Consider the following 16,539-nt stretch of genomic DNA (forward strand, 5'->3'; position numbering starts at 1 on the left):
CGCGCCGCATGACCGGGCGCGCAACGCGGCCACGTTTCGGCAATTGCACACGAGGGCCCCGATGGACACCGAGCAACGCTATACCGCCAATGCGCCGACGCGCGCCGAAGTCGACGCGCTGGCCGGCACCACAGTCATCGAATTCGGCGCGAACTGGTGCGGGATCTGCGCGAGCGCGCAGCCCGCGATCGTTGCGTCGTTCTCCGCGCACCCCGCCGTACGGCACCTGAAGATCGAGGATGGCCCGGGCCGTCCGCTCGGCCGGTCGTTCGGCGTGAAGCTGTGGCCGACGCTGGTGTTCCTGCGCGATGGCGTGGAAGTCGCGCGCGTCGTGCGCCCCGCCGACGCGAAGCAGATCGAAGCCGACGGCTTCGCCGCACTGGCCTGACGTCACGGCCATGCAACAGGCCATCACGCACATCGCCATCGACGCACGCGGGAGCGGCCTGGTCGAGTTCACGCCGCAAGTGCGCGCGTTCGTCGACCAGCAGGCAATCCGCACGGGCCTGCTCACGGTGTTCTGCCGCCATACGTCGGCATCGCTGCTGATCCAGGAGAACGCGGACCTGTCGGTGCGGCGCGATCTCGAACGCTACTTCGCGGCGCTCGCACCCGAGGACGACACGCGCTACGAGCACGACACGGAAGGCGCAGACGACATGCCCGCCCATCTGCGCACGGCGCTCACGCAGGTGCAGCTGTCGATTCCGGTCGAGCACGGGCGCATGGTGCTCGGCACCTGGCAGGGCATCTATCTGTTCGAGCATCGTCGCGCGGCGCACCGGCGCGACGTCGTGCTGCACCTGATCGGCGAATAAACGAACGTGTGAGCGGCGCCGCGCGCTTGCACGCGGCGTACCGCTTCAGGCGAGCAGCTTTTCGACGAGTGCGCCGAGTTCGCGCAGGTGAACCGGTTTGGGCAGGAATGCGTCGAACGCCAGCTTGTTCTCGCGCAGCGCGGCCGATTCATAGGCGCTGACGCCGAGGATCGCCGGATGCCGGCCGTCGTCGTCGGGCTGCGCGACGGCGCGAATACGCCGCGCAACTTCGAAGCCGCTCAGGTCCGGCAGCTCGAGATCGAGCACCACGAGGTCGTAGCGGCCCGCGTTGAATCGCGCGACACCCTCCTGCCCGGTGCCGCACAGGTCGGCTTCGATGCCGAGCGCCGACAGCATCGCGCCGAGCGTTTCGCGCGCGTTGTCGTTGTCGTCGACGACGAGCGCACGGCGGTCGCGGTGCACGGCAGCGTCCGGCAGCGCGGGCACATCGCCGGCCGCATCGTCCGTGCCGGGCGCTTCGGCCGGCAGCGTCACGACGAACTCGCTGCCTTCGCCGACGACGCTGCGAACGTCCACATGCCCGCGCAGCGTCGTCACGATTTCGCGTACGACGGCGAGCCCCATGCCGATCCCGTCCACGTGCAGGCCGACCGCGTCGTTCGCGCGGTAGAACGGCTCGAAGATCTTCGACAGATGCTGTTTCGCGATACCGGCGCCGGTGTCGCGCACGGCGATGGTCAGTTGCTGGCCGGCCGGCGCGTCGGCGAGCGTGATCGATACCCTGATCGATCCGCCGACCGTGTACTTCACGGAATTCTCGATCAGGTTCGACAGCACCTGTCGCAACAGCTTGCGGTCGGAGCGGATCGCGAGCTCGTGCGGGTCGACCAGCTGCGTGATCGCGATCCGCTTGGCCGCGATCTTCTCGCGCAGCGGCTCGACCACTTCGGCGAGCAGCGACGCCATGCCGACCGTTTCCAGTTCGGCGAGGCGCTTCGTCGAGCGCAGCTTGATGTAGTCGGTCAGGTCCTTGACGAGCGCTTCGAGCGACAGCGCGGAATTCTGCAGCCGCCGGATCGTCTTCAGGTTCGCGTCGGACTGCGGGCGCGCGAGCAGGATCTCGATCGATCCGCAGATCGCCTGCAGCGGCGTGCGCAGTTCGTGGCTGACCATCCCGAGGAATGCGTTCTTCGCCTCGATCATCTCGAACGCGCGGTCGGACGCCTTGCGTTCCGCATCGAGCGCCGCATCCTGCCGCTCGAGCAGCTCGTCGCGCGTGCGCATCGTATAGAACAGCAGCAGGAACAGCGCGCACAGGATCACGCCGAGCACGCTGCCGAGGATCAGGATCGCTCGCTGCTTTTCCTTCAGTTGATGGAACGTGAAGTCGCGCTGCGCCATCTCGATCGCGCGGAAGTAATTCGCAAGGCCGTTGACCTTCGGCCAGTACGCGTTGACCTCGTCGATCACGCGCTGCGCATGCTTCGGCGTATCGCGCAACAACGGCACCTCTTGCTTCAGGCGCGCCATGAATTCGCCGAGCGCTTCGATTTCGTTGCGCGCGCGCGGGATGCGCAACCAGTATTCGGACACCTCGGACGGCCGCTGCAGGAACCCGAACGACACCGACAGGCTGTCGAGCTGCATCTGCACGTGGTCGAAGTCGTCGTCCTCGCGCGTCGCGTAGAGGATCAGCTGCCGGTCGAACCGCGTATAGACGTTGCGGTATTGCGCGGCGGTCCAGAACACGCCTTCGCGCGGCCCTTCGAGCACGCCCTCGTTGACCGACGTCGCGAGCAGGTCCCACAGCAGGAACGCCCACGCGGCGAAGCCCGTGATCCACAGCGACCCGAGGACCAGGATGATTTTTCGGTTTTTCCACCGCCGACGCTTCATGTCGCGATCAGGCTCACTTCACGGTCAGGCCGATGATCTGCCACGCGAACTTTGCTTCGCCGAGCGGCGTCTTCAGCTCGTCGGGATACTGGTCGCGCGGATACATGATCCACAGCGGGCCGTAGTTGTCGTTGCCGAGCACCTTGCCGTTCATCGTCCGCGCGAGGATCACACCGTAACGATCGGCGTCGGACACGGGAATCGTGAACGTGTACTCGTCGACGCAGCGGAATTCGATCTGCGTGCCGTGCGCGCCGACGGTCTTCAGCACGTCCGAGAGGCGCGGGCCGGTGAAGGTCGCCTTCGGCGTCCAGCTCGTCGACGTGACGATCGTGTGCTGCGGCAGCGCCATCAGCGCTTCCTCGGAAAACACGTAGGCCGTCTTGCCGGACTGGTTGCTCTTGTCGATCTTGCCGTCGACGGTGAACGTGAACGAAGCGGCCCATGACGCCGCGGCCATGCCGAGCAGGCAGGCTGTCAGCAGGCTCTTGGCCCAGATGGTCGGAACGCGCATGTCTTTTCCCTCGGTTGGGTAATGGTGGATTGTCTTTTTTTGATGTCAGTTCGCGGCGGCCTGGGCCGGCAGCGTGATCTTCAGCTCGCGCGCCACTTCGGCGAACAGGATCGGCAGGCGCACCGGCTTTTCTTCGCAGCGCGCGTTGTAGTGCGACACGATGTGCGCGATCTCGTCCTCGCTCGCTTCGCCGGTCGAGATCTTGCCGGTCAGCAGGAAGATCGGCGCGCCGCTGTTCTCGCTCGAACGGATGCCGCGCACGAGATCGGCGGCGGTCTGGTCGCCGAGCATCCAGTCGAGGATGTAGCCGTCGAAATCCTCGACTTCCAGCGCCTTGCGGAACGTCGCGCCGTCGAAATACGGGATCGCGTTCACGCCTTTCTCGATGAAATATTCACACACCGTTTCGGCGACGTCCTGCGAGTCGTCGACCACGGCAATTCGCGCTGCGTACACGTTCGGCTGGCTCGAGCGCAGCTCGATGACATCGACCGGATACGTGCGCCCTTCGCGTGCGTGTTGACGTTCGCTGATGATCCATTCGCCTTGCCACTGCAGCGCGACGAAATCCGTTTCGATCTGGCTGGTGGCCTTCGTCGAGATCGCCGCGCGGCAGCGAAAGCGCCGCGACTCGATCACGAGCGTCGCGTCGACCATCTCGGCGGCGGCCGGTTGCGTGCCCTTGTCGTCGAGCAGGATCGCGGGCGGCACGCCGAAGTGCGTCGCGATGTCCTGCAATTGCGACAGGTTCCACGGGATCAGGCCTTTCATCTTGCGCGTGACGACCGAGAAACTGAGGCCCAGCACATTCGCGATGGTCGTGTTGTGACTACGCGGCGGAATGCCGTTCCGGGTCAGGAGATCGCGCACCTTGGTGGCGGTGATGAGATCGACGTTGGCCTGCTCGCTGTTGGACATCTCGATGGGGTCTCCAGGGGTTTTTGGCGAGGAAGAGCATATCAAAAGTGACGCGTCATGCAAGCTTTGAAAAAGCGAATGACCTTGACATGCCATTTTTCTCCATTATTATTGCTCACCACGTCACTATTGTTTGTCGCGTCATGTTTGGAGAGCGTTGTCGACAACAGTCGGCACCGGAACAAGCGGCTGCAAAGAGTGACAGATCGATTCGAAGAGAGAACCTGAGAGAGCCTAGGGCTGCGTGTCGGCGCTGGCGGATTATATTCGCCGCGCCGCGCGCAACCGGGTGTGAGGCGAGCTCGCGGGGGGAATAGCTCGAAGAATTGCGGCGCCAATAAAACTTGAGGAAAGTACCAATGTATCGCCGTTTACTCGCACCGGGGCTGCTGTTGCTGTTGGCCGCGTGCGCGCAGGATCCTTCCGTGACGAGCAACACGGTACGGATTTGCGACGACACTGGCTGTTCCGATCGTCCTAAAGATCAGGTCTCCTACCAAAAGAAGGACGATGCGGAAGACCGCGAAGACCCGCGGATCGTTGCGCTGAAGCAGACCGCGAAGGCCCAGCCGAAGGCGGCCTACGATCTCGGCCTGCGTTATTTCCGCGGCGACGGCGTGCGCCAGGACAGCTATCAGGCACTCAAGTGGATGCGCGACGCGGCAGAGCGCGGCGACCTCCAGGCGCAGAAGGCGCTCGGCAGTTTCTACCTGTTCGGTCTCGAGGAAATGGGCTCCGATCCGCGCGAAGCGGAGAAGTGGCTGTCGATCGCCGCAGGCCGCGGCGACAAGGAGTCGAAGAAGCTGCTCGAGCTCGCGCGCAAGGCGAAGAAAGAGGACGAAGAAGACTGGAAATGGCGCACGCAATGGCGTGACGTCTATTACGGCTACTGGTACTCGGGCTATCCGTACTACGGCGTCTGGAATCAGACGTACTGGTACTACTGACCAGTCTGGAAGCAACGGGGCGGCAGCGGGGAGACCACCATCGCGCCATGCCCGGGGGGCTTACGAAGTTCGCACGGACACATAAGCCGAACAACGACTCTAACGATCGACAACGACATGAAGACCATCCTTTCCCATCGTCTCACCCAAGGTGCGCTGGTCGCAGCGCTTTGCGCCTCCGTGGCGGGCTGCGGCGGCGTGGTGACGCCCGGCGGCCAGAACGCCGGTGTGACCGGCGCGGCTGCGGGCGGCGCGAGCGCCGGCGCCGATTCGGGGCTGCAGCGCTGCGCGTCGCCGCTCGGCACGATCGCCGTCGACGACGGCCGTAACGCCGACTGGTGGGGCCCGTTCGGCAGCGCGACCAAGATGACGACCATCGACCCGCTGCTGCGCCTGGCCGTCCAGCAGTCGAACTGCTTCGTGATCACGTCGATCGGCAACCAGAAGAGCGACGCGCGCCTGTCGCGCATCACGCAGTTGCAGCGCAACTCCGGCGAATACCGTGCGGGCTCGAAGCAGCAGAAGGGCCAACGTGTCGCGGCCGACTACTACATGGAACCGCAGATCGTCATCAACGATTCGCCGATCGGCGGCATCGGCAGCATGATCGGCGGGCTGATCGGCAACGGCGCGGTGGCGGCGGTGGCCGGCCACCTGCAGACGAAGGCATCGGTCGTCACGCTGACGCTGTTCGACGTGCGCTCGGCCGTGCAGATCGCGGCGTCGGAAGGCAGCTCGACGGCGACCAACTACGGCGCGGCGCTCGGCGGCTTCGGCGGCGGCGTGGGCGGCGCGCTGGCCGGCTTCTCGTCGACGCCGGAAGGCAAGGCGACCGTCGTCGCGTTCATCGACGCGTACAACAAGATGGTCGTCGCACTGCGCAGCTACAAGGCGCAGGACGTCAAGGGCGGCCTCGGCCGCGGTGGCCAGCTCCAGGTCAACTGACGTTCACGGGCCGGCGGTGCGCCGTCGGCCGATTCCCGTACCTGACCGTCCGTGCGCGCGGCGCTGCTTGCGCGCGCCGGCTTCGTTCGCCGTTTCCGTTTCGAGGTGATTCCGATGAAAGCCGCTGCATTGATCGCATTGACCTGCCTGGCGCTGACTGCTTGCGGCGGCGACGACAATTCGCCTGCATCGTCCGGCGGCGGATCGGGGACGAGCAATAACGGCGGCACCGGCGGAAGCGGCGGCACGGGCTCCGGCGGGACGGGGAACGGCGGAACCGGTGGCTCGGGCGGCTCGGGCAGCGGCACGCTGACGTGGCGCTACGAGGCGCAGCCCGTCTCGGCCGACAAGGCGAGCTTCCTGACGCTGGTGAACAGCGAAGGCGCGAAGGGCTACCGCTATCTGGGCGACTACTACTACAGCGCGGGCAACGGCGGGACGCAATCGATCTTCGTGAACGACGGCACTGCGCAGACCTACACGTACCAGCTGCAGACGGCGCCGGCCGACATGACGTCCTTCGTCAACGCGGCCAACGCGCAAGGGGCAAGCGGCTACCGCTACGAAGGACCGCTCACGTACGGCGATCTCTATCGCAAGGATGGTGGCTCGTCGGCTACCTACACGTACACGACGACCGGGTTGCCCGCCGACGCGAACGCATTCCTCACACAGGCGAACGGCCAGGGCCAGTCGGGCTACTGGTTCCTCGGCCCGATGGCAGTGGCGTCGGTGCAGGCGAACGTCTACATGAAGAACAACGCGTCGAACGCGACCTATACGTACGACGCGCTGGCGCCGACGTCGACCGTCAGCGACTTCATCGCGCAGGCCAACAGCGAAGGCGCGAAGGGCTATCGCGCGAAGGGGGCGATGGCGTTCGGCATGGCGATTTCGTGGATCTACGTGAAGGACCAGACGCAGTCGCCGACCTTCACGTACCAGTCGGCCACGATCCAGTCGACCGGCGCCAGCTTCGTCCAGCAATCGAACTCGTACGGCGCGCAGGGTTCCGCGTACCTGAGCGATATCGCGCTCGGCGGTTCCTCGCCGGTGATGGCGTCGTACTATTTCAAGCCGACGAACTGCACGGGTTTCCTGTGCACGACGCTGAATCCGCTCACGCAGAACTGAGCGGCCTTTCGCGGTACGGCACACGCCGCGTTCACGCGTCGGGCAGGTTCGACGTCTCGAGTGCCTCGGTACGCATGGTGGTATCGTGCGTGCCTTTTGCCGCCGGCTCGCCGGCGGCGTTTCATTGGCGCATCGGCCCGTCACGGGCCGATCGCGCATCCGCTTCGTCGATTTGACGCAGCCGGCCAACGATTTCGGACCGAAAGATAGGTCAAGTTCAAAACCAATATCAAAAATAATAAGACGTGTACTAAAAGGTTCATACTCGGCTGATTTTCACGGTGTCGTTTGGCATGATCGGGATCCTTTCATCCCGTCTATCTCCGTCTTGACGCCCATCCTGGCCGGGCATGTTCATCGCCCGTGCCTGATGCGTCGTCGCGCCAGGCCATGCCGTACAGCACGCTTCAATCCATCCGCCGCTACCAGAGCATTTCGATGTTCGGTGGCGGCATCGTCGTGACGATCCTGATCCTGATCGCCTGCGGGCTCGGGATGGCGTCGATCGTCTACGGCCATCTGGAGAGCGAGCGGCGCAGCTTCATGAACGGCGTCGAGGAGACCATCGACGAAGTCCAGGTGAGCGAGACGTCGTTCCGCAACGCTGTCGCGAACACCCAGCTCATCTGGCGCGACCTCGGGCCCGCGCCCGACAGCGTCGTGGACGATTTTTTCCGGAACGACCAGCAGGTCGTGATCAAGCCTTACCCGTCGTTCGTGGTCGGTGTGCCGGGGCAGACGTCGCAGCGCGCGGAAGTCGCGCGCTACATCGCGCTTTCGTCCATGCTGTCGCGCATCTGCGCGGCCAGTTCCATCAATCGCGGGCGCACGCTCGAGGGCTACCACTACAGCACGCGCACGGGGCTGTTCGGCCTCGTGCCGTACCTGTCGCGCGACAATCCGGTGCTCTCGGCGCCCGACGCGCGCGCGCATGCGATGGCCGGGCTGCACATCGATTTCCCGGACCCACCGCCGGATGCGAACGACAACCGGCCTCACATCCACTGGCTGCCGCCGTACGTGAATCCCGTGTCGGGGCAGGTCCGCATCCGCCTCGCCGCCGAGGCGCGCGCCAACGGCCAGCCGTTCGCGGTGCTGGTGACCGAATATGCGCCCGACTACCTGCTGTCGTGGCTGTCCGAGCGCGAGTCGACGGGCGTGTTCTTCATCACGACGGCCGACAACCGGCTCATCTCGATCGATCCGGGCGCCGATCGCACGATCGCGCTGACCGAGCGCCTGCTGAGGCTCAACGTCGCGAAGGGGGCCGGCACGACCGGCGAAATGGCCTTCCGCGATGGATCGATCGTGTTTCGCAGCAAGCTGGGTGCGACGGGCTGGACGATTGCCTACACGCTGTCGTGGGCCGATGTGGCGGCCGACGTCGGTGCCGGGGTGGGCGCGCTTGCGGCGCCGACGCTGCTGGCGATCGCGGTGATGTGGCTGCTGCTCGTGCGATTCCACCGGCGCGTGCTCGTGCCCGTTTATGCGCGTTCGGCGCGGGTGTTCGACAGCGAGAACCTGTGCCGCAGCGTGATCGGCATGGCGCCGGTCGGCATCGGTCTCGTGTCGCGATCCGACCGGCGCGTGATGCTCGCGAGCGACGCGCTCCAGCAGATGATCCTGCCGCATGGCGTCGATCATCATGCGCTGTCCGCGCAGGTGCTCGCGAAGTACGAGGCGTTCGTTGCGGGCGGCGACGCCAACGCGACGATGCAGGTCGATTTCGTACTCGACGAGCACGGCGCCGCACCCATGTATCTCGAGATCATCGCGCGCGGCGCGCGCTATCAGGGCGACGATGTGCTGATCGCGGCGATCGTCAACGTGACGGCCGAACGCCGGCTCGTGCAGTCGCTCGAGGAGGCCGTGCGCGCGGCCGATTCGGCGAATGCGGCCAAATCGTCGTTCCTCGCCGCGACGAGCCACGAGATTCGCACGCCCCTCAACGTGATCCTCGGCAACCTCGAATTGCTGGAGCGCACGGCGCTCGACACGTCGCAGCAGAGCCGTGTGCAGACGCTGCGCGCGTCGGCCGAGGGGCTGCTCGCGATCGTCAGCGACATCCTCGATTTCTCGAAGATCGAGGCCGGTGCGATGTCGGTCGAGTCGATCGAGTTCGATGTGATCGCGGTGATCGAGCGCGCACTGGCCGCATTCGCGCCGATCGCGAAGGCCAAGGGGCTGTCGCTGTTCGCCGACATCGACGCAAGCAGCGCCCAGCGCATGCGCGGCGATCCCACGCGTCTTGCGCAGGTGATCGGCAATCTGCTCGGCAACGCGATCAAGTTCACGAGCGACGGACACGTCGTCGTTCGCGCGTCCTCGCGTCGCGATGCGCGGGGCGCCGCGCAATTCGTGATTGCGATCGAGGATACGGGCATCGGGATCGACAGCGCGCAGCAGGCCAAGTTGTTCAAGCCGTTCACGCAGGTCGACGCGTCGATCACGCGGCGCTATGGCGGCACGGGGCTGGGGCTCGCGTTGTGCGACCGGATCGTCACGGCGATGGGAGGGGCGATCACCGTCGACAGCACGCCGGGCGTCGGGAGCCGGTTCACAGTCGGGCTGCCGCTCGGCGTGGACGTCGCGGTCGAGCGGGCATACGGCCCGATCGCCGGCCGGACGTTGATCGTCGTGGCGGAAGACGAGGCATGGCGAACGTTCGCGTACCCGCACCTGCGCGAATGGGGCGTCGATGTTGCGATGCATTCCAGCCCGACGGCGATTTCGGCCGGGTGCCTCGCGCGCGCGCATGCGGTCGTGCTGTTCGGCGATACCGACCAGTGGCGGCGCGACGAGATCGACAGCCTCGGCGGGTGCACGCCCGTCGTGCTGGCGTCGCCGGACGGCCCGCTGCAGCCCGATGTGGCCGGTCGCGTGATTCGGGTGTCCAGCTATTCGCTGAGCGGGCTGCGTGCGGCGCTGGCCCGCGCGCGCATCGATACGGGCGAGTCGCGCGCGTTGCGAGGTCCCGCAGGCGGCGCGGCCCGCGCATCGGCACGCGGTAACGCGCTTCGAGTGCTGGTGGCCGACGATCCGATCGTCAACGGGTCGATATTCCACGAGCAACTCGACGTCCTGGGGTGCGTGGTCGGCAGTGCGGTGTCTGGCCGTGCGGCGCTCGATGCGATCGCGCGCGGGACATGGGATGTGCTGCTGCTCGGCGCCGATTTGCCGGACATGCGGGCCGCCGAGCTCGCGGAGGCTGTTCGGCAGCGCGTGCTGCCAAGCGACGTGATCGTCGTCGCATCGCATCTCGCACCCGATGACGCGCGTCGTTACGCGGCGGCGAATGTCGAGTGCGTGTTGACCAAGCCGGTGATGCTGGCCGACCTGCGCCGCGCGCTGAAGCGCGTCGCGCGCAGGCGGGGAGCCGAATTTACCGCGGATGCCGCGGCAGACCCGGGCACTTCCCGGACAGCCGCGCCAGCGGAGCGAACGAGGAAAATCGATACGACGCGGAAGCCGTACAAGCCGCACGCGTCGAAATAAGAAGGCAGGCGCGTCGCATCGCTCCGATGGGCGCGGTATCGAATGAATAACAAAGGGGAAGCCGTGCGCTACATGAAGAAGGTGTTCGGGCTACTGCTTGGATTCGCGACGCTGCCGGAGAAATCCAGACGGGACTTTCTCACGAGGTTGAACGAATTCATGATAATGTCGCCGCCGCAGAAGCGGCGGGCCATCGCCGAATGGCAGCAGGCGACGGACGACTGCATCGGCGATCCGGAAGAGCCGGCAGGCAAGCATTAGCCGCTGCTTCGGTTGGCCGAGCCGCTTGTAATGAATGGGGCGCATCGGGCCGCGTTGTTCGCGGCGGCCCGGATAGCGGGTCGACCGGAGATTCCGCAGCGCGTGGCTGCGTCTCGGGGCTGGCAATGCAAAAAAGGGGTTCCGCACGTTGCCGGTAAGTGGACGGAGTCGACATTCGGCGCGAACCAGCGCGGGTGCCGTGATGTTCGTGTGAGCCGGTGCCGCGCCTGAGCCGCCACTTATCTTAAAATTGCGTAACGCACGCCGCAATTCGCGGATCGCGGTGGCGCGTTCCTGTCACCGGACGATTCGAATGCCGGCGCTTAGAGATATGACACGTTGGCCGCGTGTATCGGGGAGAACAGAACGATGAGTGAATTTTTCGTGAGGGTGATGGTGGCGGACGATCATCCTTCGTCCGCGCTCGGCATGTCGCAGGCGCTCGGGGGAAGCAGCACGATCAAGCTGCTGGGTACCGTGTCGAATTCGACGGATCTCGTTGCGATGCTCGACGAGCATCCGAGCGACGTGCTGGTCGTCGATTACGTGATGCCGGGCGGCAAGTACGGCGACGGCCTGACGCTGCTGTCGTTTCTCCAGCGCCGCTATCCGGCGCTGCACCTCGTGACGATCACGATGATCGACAACCCGAGCGTGTTGCGGGCGATCCAGAAGCAGGGCGTCGGCTGCATTCTCAGCAAGTCGGATGCCATTTCGCATCTGGTCGGCGCCGTTCATGCGGCTTATGTCGGCGCGAGCTATCTGTCGCCGTTCGTCAAGCAACTCCTGGAAAGCAGCGAACCGTCGCCGCGCACGAATACGCTGACGGCCCGCGAGATCGAAGTCGTGCGGCTCTACGGAACGGGATTTACCGTCGGCGAGATCGCCACGCAATTGCACCGCAGCAAGCAGACCATCAGTTCGCAGAAATCGAGCGCGATGAAGAAACTGGGTATCGTCCGCGACGCGGATCTGATCCGCTATGCGAGCGAGAACAAGCTACCCGATGGGTCCGAGTCGGACGTATAACGATCGCGCATGTGCTGGTTCGGTGCGGCCCGAGCGGTGCCAGCGAGCCCCGGTTTGCGAAACTGAAAGCGCATGCTCACGCGACGGGGCGCGAGCCGACACCGGGTTGGCTCAGGCGTGGTGACCGAGACGATCGCTCATGTTCGAATGAGTGACTCCCGCGCGCATTACCGCCAGCCGACGAACACCGGATACGACGGTTGGAAGTCGCGTTGACGCGCGTTGCTGGCCGGGCCGCGTGGTGTTCCGGTTGCCCACATGCCGTGGCCTGCTGCAGTTTGCTGACGGTGAACCTGCAGTCAACACGAACGGCGAGTGCCAGCTTCAGTTGAGCGACCGTGACGCGCGTGCCGCCTTCGATGCAAAGAACCTGGACGATGGCGAGAGCCGGTGGCGTCGGTGGCCAGGCTGGCTGTTTCTGACGCAGGCCGGTCGATTTCACAGGGTCGATTCAGGGCGAGCGGGTCAGGCGGTTTCGATGTCACGTATCGCCTGCCAGGCGTTGGGATTCTGCGTGCATGCAAGGCTTCAGGAGCGCGACCGGGTATCCGATCGAGCCACGATGTGAAGCGCATTGAGAAGAAGCGCATGCCTGTCGCCGGAAACCGTACGTGGCGGTGACGACGATGCGTTCGTTCCAGGCATAGGAGTCCAGCCACCCGACATGACCGCCGACATACGGATGAGCGTAGCTGCCTGAGTGCGACTGCTCATATGAATACCCCATCCCGAATCGAATAATGTGAACCGGTCTCGAGGGTCCGTACTCGTCCGTTGCGGCTCACCGAATATTTCGAGAAGACCATCCGCACGAAAATCGAATAAATACTGACGTGTGCGGAGTCAATGCGCCTTGCATGATGTTCGCTGGCGGACGAGGGATTCTCGTGCCATCTCTGCCGACGACTGAAAACTTCGATCGTCATGAGCCGGTCTTTCCGGCGCGCAACACCGATACCGATCGTGCGTCTTGATCGCATGATGGCGGTTGCTTCGACGCTGGCTGGCGTGGCGCGCGATACGTATCGCGCAATGTGCTGTTGATCCGCGTAATCTTGACCGCCACCAATCCGTCGTGTAAGCAAAGGCCTATTCTCAATCAATAGGACGAGAATCGGCTCTATATCAATTTGTTTAGGACTTGACCGATTTAAAACGTAGGGTCGTGGTGGCAGTATTCACACTTGCGTTGCCTCTCTCAACGATTGATTCACGATAAACCGAGTGCGACGGAAACCATCCATAGTTTTTTCGTCTGTCTTCAGGATTCTTAATTTAATGGTTTGTGAAGGTTTTTTCGGATTGATGGCAATTCGTTGAGATTAGGCTTACTAAACATAAGGAAGAATTGCTCGTCGATCGGGGAATCGGTCGGCGCCGGTGTGATGTGTGCGATTTGAATACGCACCGCTGCTCCGTCGTCGTTCGATCGAGGCGGGCGATCGATCAGGGTTATGTCTTCGTTAAACCACGTCAGATACGCCTCCGTCTCTCGCAGGACAGCTTTCCGGTTCAGGCTGCTGGACGCCGGGCTGCTTGTCGCCACCGCATGGGTAGCGAGAAGCTGGCTGGGTGATTCGTCATATTCCCGGTCCGATTCCGTGCTGGTCGCGATCTCGATTGCGTGTGCGCTCGTCCTGTTTCCGTTGCTGGGTCTGTACGGCGATCCGGTGCGCCGTGCCCCGTGGCGTCACGTGTGGCTGGCGCCGGCCGGCGTGGCCGTCGCGTTGTGCGTCGGCGCGATTTCGGTCGTATCGCTGGACTGGAAATCCGAAGTCGCGCTCGGCTGGGTGATCGGCTGGTTCGCGTTGTCGGTGGTCGCACTGGTCGCATCGCAAGCATTGCGGCGATGGCTTGGCGTTCGTGCGGCGGCACGTCGCGCTCGCCGCAAGCCGATCGCGCTTGCCGGGCATCGCGACCGGTGCCATGCGATCGCTCGCTGCGGCGCGCTCGATACGGCGTCGCCGTTTCAGGTGGCCGCGATCCTCGACATGTCCGCGTCGTCGTCGATCGATCCGGATACACCCACGGTGCATCGCGATCTGGCGGCATTCGTCGAGAACGTGCGCCGCGCCCACGCGGGGGAAATCTGGATCGTGCTGCCGCTGGCGGAGGCCGATCGCGTCGACGAGATCGTCCGCGCGTTCGCGAAGGATCTGGTCGACATTCGCTTCATGCCGGACCTGACAGGCATGACGCCGGTTCATCCGCACGGAGCCATTCGCAGTCACGCGCTCGACCTCGTCGCGTCGCCGCTGTCCGCGCGGGCGCTGGCGGGCAAGGCGATTTTCGATCGTGCGTTCGCGGGCCTGGCGTTGGTCGGCATCGCGCCGTTGATGGCCGCCGTCGCGCTCGCGGTGAAGCTTTCGTCGCCGGGGCCGGTGCTGTTCCGGCAGCAACGCAGGGGCGCTTACGGGCGCATCTTCACGATCTACAAGTTCCGGACGATGCACGTGCACGACACGGGCGCGCAGGGTGAAGTCCGGCAGGCGACGCAAGGCGATCCGCGCGTGACGCGCATCGGTGCGCTGCTGCGGCGCACGAGCCTCGACGAGCTGCCGCAGTTCTTCAATGTGCTCAAGGGTGACATGTCGGTGGTCGGGCCGCGCCCGCATGCGGTGGAGCACGACCGCTTCTACCAGCACCTCGTCGACGGCTACATCCAGCGTTACCGGATCAAGCCGGGCATCACGGGCTGGGCCCAGGTCAATGGACATCGCGGCGAGACGGATCGCGTCGAGAAGATGCAGAAGCGGGTCGAACACGATCTCTACTACCTGAACAACTGGTCGTTTTCGATGGACATGCGGATCGTGGCGGCGACCGTTCTGCATGGCTTCACGCATCGCAACGCCTATTGAATGACGCGTCTGCGCACGCGGTCTGGATAACGGAAATGGAAACTGAAAAATGGTCCTGCTCACGGGCGCAACGCCTGCGAGCGGTGATGGCGATTTTGCCCATGATGCTGCTGTCCGCTTGTGCGGTCGAGCCGGGCATGCATATGAGTCTTGCGAACGATGCATCGCAGGACGGCGGCGTGACGGCGCAGGCAGTGGAAAGCGGCTTGAAGGTGTCGATGCATCGCATCGATGCGGCATCGCTCGGTCAACCGCAACAAGGGGCCGCTTCACATGACGCGGCGTCGGTACCGATCGGTCCGATCGACGGTGCACTGATCGAAACCCAGCGGCGCGATGCGCGTGCCGAGGGCGAGCGCATCCGCGCGGCGCTCCTTGCCACGCCGGCGCCTTATACGGTCGACGCGGGCGATGTGCTGCAGATCACCGTGTGGGATCACCCCGAGCTGGCTGCCGCACAGGGCAACCCGGGCACCCAGCAGGTACGTGCCGCCGATCCGCCGGCCGGTTTCGTCGTCGATCAGGCCGGCAATCTGGCGTTTCCGTACGCAGGCGAATTGCATGTCGCCGGCATGAGCACGAGCGAGATTCAGGCCGCGCTTCGCACGCGGTTGTCGAAGTGGTTCGTCGCGCCGCAGATGACGGTGCGCGTCGCGTCGTACCGCGCGAGTCGTGTCTACGTCGACGGCGAAGTCAGGACCCCGGGCGCGCAAGCGCTCAACGACACGCCAATGACGCTGCTCGAAGCTGTCACGCGCGCGGGCGGTTTCACGGCCGATGCCGATCAGAGCCGCATGACGCTCGTGCGTGACGGCAACGCCTATCCGGTGGATCTGCCGGGATTGATTCGCGAGCGTCTCGATCCTTCGCGCATCGTGCTGCGCAGCGGCGATCTGTTGCAGGTCGGCGCGCGCGATCAATTCGGCGTGTATGTGATGGGCGAAGTCAACAAGCCGACGACGGCGCTGCCGCTGCGCAACGGCCGGCTCACGCTCGCCGATGCACTGTCGCAGGCCGGCAGCGTGAACCAGAGTACGGCCGATCCGAAGCAAACCTACGTGATTCGCGCAGGCGCAGACCGGCAGGCACAGGTGTTTCACCTGGATGGTCGTTCGCCGGTGTCGATGGTGCTCGCCAACGAATTCGAGTTGCAGCCGCGCGACGTCGTGTACGTCGACAGCACGAAGCTCGCGCGCTTCGGCCGCGTGCTCGCGCAACTGCTGCCGGCCATCAATGCGGGCCTGACTGCCGCAATCGTCACGAAATGATGAAACGAATCCTGGTGGTGTGTACCGGCAACGTCTGCCGCAGTCCGGCCGCGCAAGCACTGCTTGCGCGCGCGCTGCCCGGCTGCACGGTCGAGTCGGCGGGCATCGCCGCGATCGGCGGGATGGCGATCGACCCGGTGATGAACGACCTGCTGACCGCGCGCGGCTTCGACTGGGCCGCGCATCGGGCCCGGCGTACCGACGACGGGATATGCCGGTGGGCTGACCTGATTTTCGTCATGGAGACGATGCATCGCCACGTGATCGAGCGGACCCACCCGACCGCGCGCGGCCGCGTGTATCGCTTGGCCGAGCGCTATCAGACCGACGTTCCGGATCCGTATCGCCGAAGTCGCCACGTCTACGAGTACGCGATGCGGCTGATCGAGCACGGCGTCGCCGACTGGAGCGCGCGGATCGCCACCTTCGAACAAAACCGGCCGCGACGTCCGGGCGCCGGCGCGGATATGCCGGACCACTTGCAGTGAGCTT

The 16,539-nt window shown here is 64.8% G+C and carries 14 protein-coding genes; 11 read left to right on the forward strand and 3 right to left on the reverse strand.

Annotated features, from left to right (window positions below; genetic code table 11):
• The first annotated feature begins 61 nt into the window (after positions 1-61).
• Entirely contained in the window at positions 62-388 is a 327-nt protein-coding gene (locus BBJ41_RS29090; protein WP_069749640.1) for a thioredoxin family protein, read from the forward strand.
• Positions 389-398: 10 nt separating this feature from the next.
• A complete protein-coding gene (locus BBJ41_RS29095; RefSeq protein WP_069749641.1) occupies positions 399-818 on the forward strand; it encodes a secondary thiamine-phosphate synthase enzyme YjbQ in 420 nt (139 codons plus the stop codon).
• A gap of 45 nt (positions 819-863) precedes the next feature.
• Here the strand turns inward: BBJ41_RS29095 and atsR are convergent, their stop codons facing one another.
• Genes atsR through BBJ41_RS29110 form a run of 3 tightly spaced genes read right to left on the reverse strand, consistent with a single transcriptional unit; the run spans position 864 to position 4,107 of the window.
• Positions 864-2,675, reverse strand: a complete 1,812-nt coding sequence (atsR, locus tag BBJ41_RS29100; RefSeq protein WP_069749642.1) for a hybrid sensor histidine kinase/response regulator AtsR — start codon at positions 2,673-2,675, stop codon at positions 864-866.
• Between the two features lie 13 nt (positions 2,676-2,688).
• Positions 2,689-3,189: a putative pterin-binding protein gene (locus BBJ41_RS29105; protein ID WP_069749643.1), complete on the reverse strand. Its 501-nt coding sequence runs from the start codon at positions 3,187-3,189 to the stop codon at positions 2,689-2,691.
• A gap of 45 nt (positions 3,190-3,234) precedes the next feature.
• Positions 3,235-4,107, reverse strand: coding sequence for a response regulator (locus tag BBJ41_RS29110; protein ID WP_069749644.1), 873 nt, complete (start codon positions 4,105-4,107; stop codon positions 3,235-3,237).
• A 359-nt stretch (positions 4,108-4,466) separates the two neighbouring features.
• Between BBJ41_RS29110 and BBJ41_RS29115 the strand changes: the two genes are divergently transcribed.
• The 9 genes from BBJ41_RS29115 to BBJ41_RS29155 all read left to right on the forward strand — a co-directional run bounded on the left by BBJ41_RS29115 (position 4,467) and on the right by BBJ41_RS29155 (position 16,535).
• On the forward strand, positions 4,467-5,054 hold the full coding sequence (locus BBJ41_RS29115) for a tetratricopeptide repeat protein (protein WP_069749645.1): 588 nt from the start codon (positions 4,467-4,469) through the stop codon (positions 5,052-5,054).
• A 117-nt stretch (positions 5,055-5,171) separates the two neighbouring features.
• Complete coding sequence (locus BBJ41_RS29120) at positions 5,172-5,999, forward strand: hypothetical protein (protein WP_069749646.1); 828 nt, start codon at positions 5,172-5,174, stop codon at positions 5,997-5,999.
• A gap of 114 nt (positions 6,000-6,113) precedes the next feature.
• Positions 6,114-7,133, forward strand: a complete 1,020-nt coding sequence (locus tag BBJ41_RS29125) for a hypothetical protein (RefSeq protein ID WP_069750421.1) — start codon at positions 6,114-6,116, stop codon at positions 7,131-7,133.
• Positions 7,134-7,523: 390 nt separating this feature from the next.
• On the forward strand, positions 7,524-10,628 hold the full coding sequence (locus BBJ41_RS29130) for an ATP-binding protein (RefSeq protein WP_083282005.1): 3,105 nt from the start codon (positions 7,524-7,526) through the stop codon (positions 10,626-10,628).
• Positions 10,629-10,700: 72 nt separating this feature from the next.
• Positions 10,701-10,889: a hypothetical protein gene (locus BBJ41_RS29135; RefSeq protein WP_175984661.1), complete on the forward strand. Its 189-nt coding sequence runs from the start codon at positions 10,701-10,703 to the stop codon at positions 10,887-10,889.
• A 369-nt stretch (positions 10,890-11,258) separates the two neighbouring features.
• On the forward strand, positions 11,259-11,918 hold the full coding sequence (locus BBJ41_RS29140) for a response regulator (RefSeq protein WP_069749647.1): 660 nt from the start codon (positions 11,259-11,261) through the stop codon (positions 11,916-11,918).
• Positions 11,919-13,486: 1,568 nt separating this feature from the next.
• A complete protein-coding gene (locus tag BBJ41_RS29145; protein ID WP_418222321.1) occupies positions 13,487-14,779 on the forward strand; it encodes an undecaprenyl-phosphate glucose phosphotransferase in 1,293 nt (430 codons plus the stop codon).
• Positions 14,780-14,865: 86 nt separating this feature from the next.
• Positions 14,866-16,047, forward strand: a complete 1,182-nt coding sequence (locus tag BBJ41_RS29150) for a polysaccharide biosynthesis/export family protein (RefSeq protein WP_236872083.1) — start codon at positions 14,866-14,868, stop codon at positions 16,045-16,047.
• Positions 16,047-16,535 (forward strand): arsenate reductase/protein-tyrosine-phosphatase family protein, encoded by a 489-nt coding sequence (locus BBJ41_RS29155; protein WP_069750423.1) that lies wholly within the window; start codon positions 16,047-16,049, stop codon positions 16,533-16,535. The genes BBJ41_RS29150 and BBJ41_RS29155 overlap by 1 nt, the downstream gene beginning before the upstream one ends.
• Positions 16,536-16,539: the final 4 nt, after the last annotated feature.

It is taken from the genome of Burkholderia stabilis (assembly GCF_001742165.1).
Classification (GTDB): domain Bacteria; phylum Pseudomonadota; class Gammaproteobacteria; order Burkholderiales; family Burkholderiaceae; genus Burkholderia; species Burkholderia stabilis.

Excerpts from the sequence above, each read along its gene's own strand:
- BBJ41_RS29090 (WP_069749640.1), top strand. The coding sequence starts at position 62 with ATGGACACCGAGCAACGCTATACCGCCAATGCGCCGACGCGCGCCGAA.
- BBJ41_RS29095 (WP_069749641.1), top strand. The coding sequence starts at position 399 with ATGCAACAGGCCATCACGCACATCGCCATCGACGCACGCGGGAGCGGC.
- atsR (WP_069749642.1), bottom strand. The coding sequence starts at position 2,675 with ATGAAGCGTCGGCGGTGGAAAAACCGAAAAATCATCCTGGTCCTCGGG.
- BBJ41_RS29105 (WP_069749643.1), bottom strand. The coding sequence starts at position 3,189 with ATGCGCGTTCCGACCATCTGGGCCAAGAGCCTGCTGACAGCCTGCCTG.
- BBJ41_RS29110 (WP_069749644.1), bottom strand. The coding sequence starts at position 4,107 with ATGTCCAACAGCGAGCAGGCCAACGTCGATCTCATCACCGCCACCAAG.
- BBJ41_RS29115 (WP_069749645.1), top strand. The coding sequence starts at position 4,467 with ATGTATCGCCGTTTACTCGCACCGGGGCTGCTGTTGCTGTTGGCCGCG.
- BBJ41_RS29120 (WP_069749646.1), top strand. The coding sequence starts at position 5,172 with ATGAAGACCATCCTTTCCCATCGTCTCACCCAAGGTGCGCTGGTCGCA.
- BBJ41_RS29125 (WP_069750421.1), top strand. The coding sequence starts at position 6,114 with ATGAAAGCCGCTGCATTGATCGCATTGACCTGCCTGGCGCTGACTGCT.
- BBJ41_RS29130 (WP_083282005.1), top strand. The coding sequence starts at position 7,524 with ATGCCGTACAGCACGCTTCAATCCATCCGCCGCTACCAGAGCATTTCG.
- BBJ41_RS29135 (WP_175984661.1), top strand. The coding sequence starts at position 10,701 with ATGAAGAAGGTGTTCGGGCTACTGCTTGGATTCGCGACGCTGCCGGAG.
- BBJ41_RS29140 (WP_069749647.1), top strand. The coding sequence starts at position 11,259 with ATGAGTGAATTTTTCGTGAGGGTGATGGTGGCGGACGATCATCCTTCG.
- BBJ41_RS29150 (WP_236872083.1), top strand. The coding sequence starts at position 14,866 with ATGGCGATTTTGCCCATGATGCTGCTGTCCGCTTGTGCGGTCGAGCCG.
- BBJ41_RS29155 (WP_069750423.1), top strand. The coding sequence starts at position 16,047 with ATGAAACGAATCCTGGTGGTGTGTACCGGCAACGTCTGCCGCAGTCCG.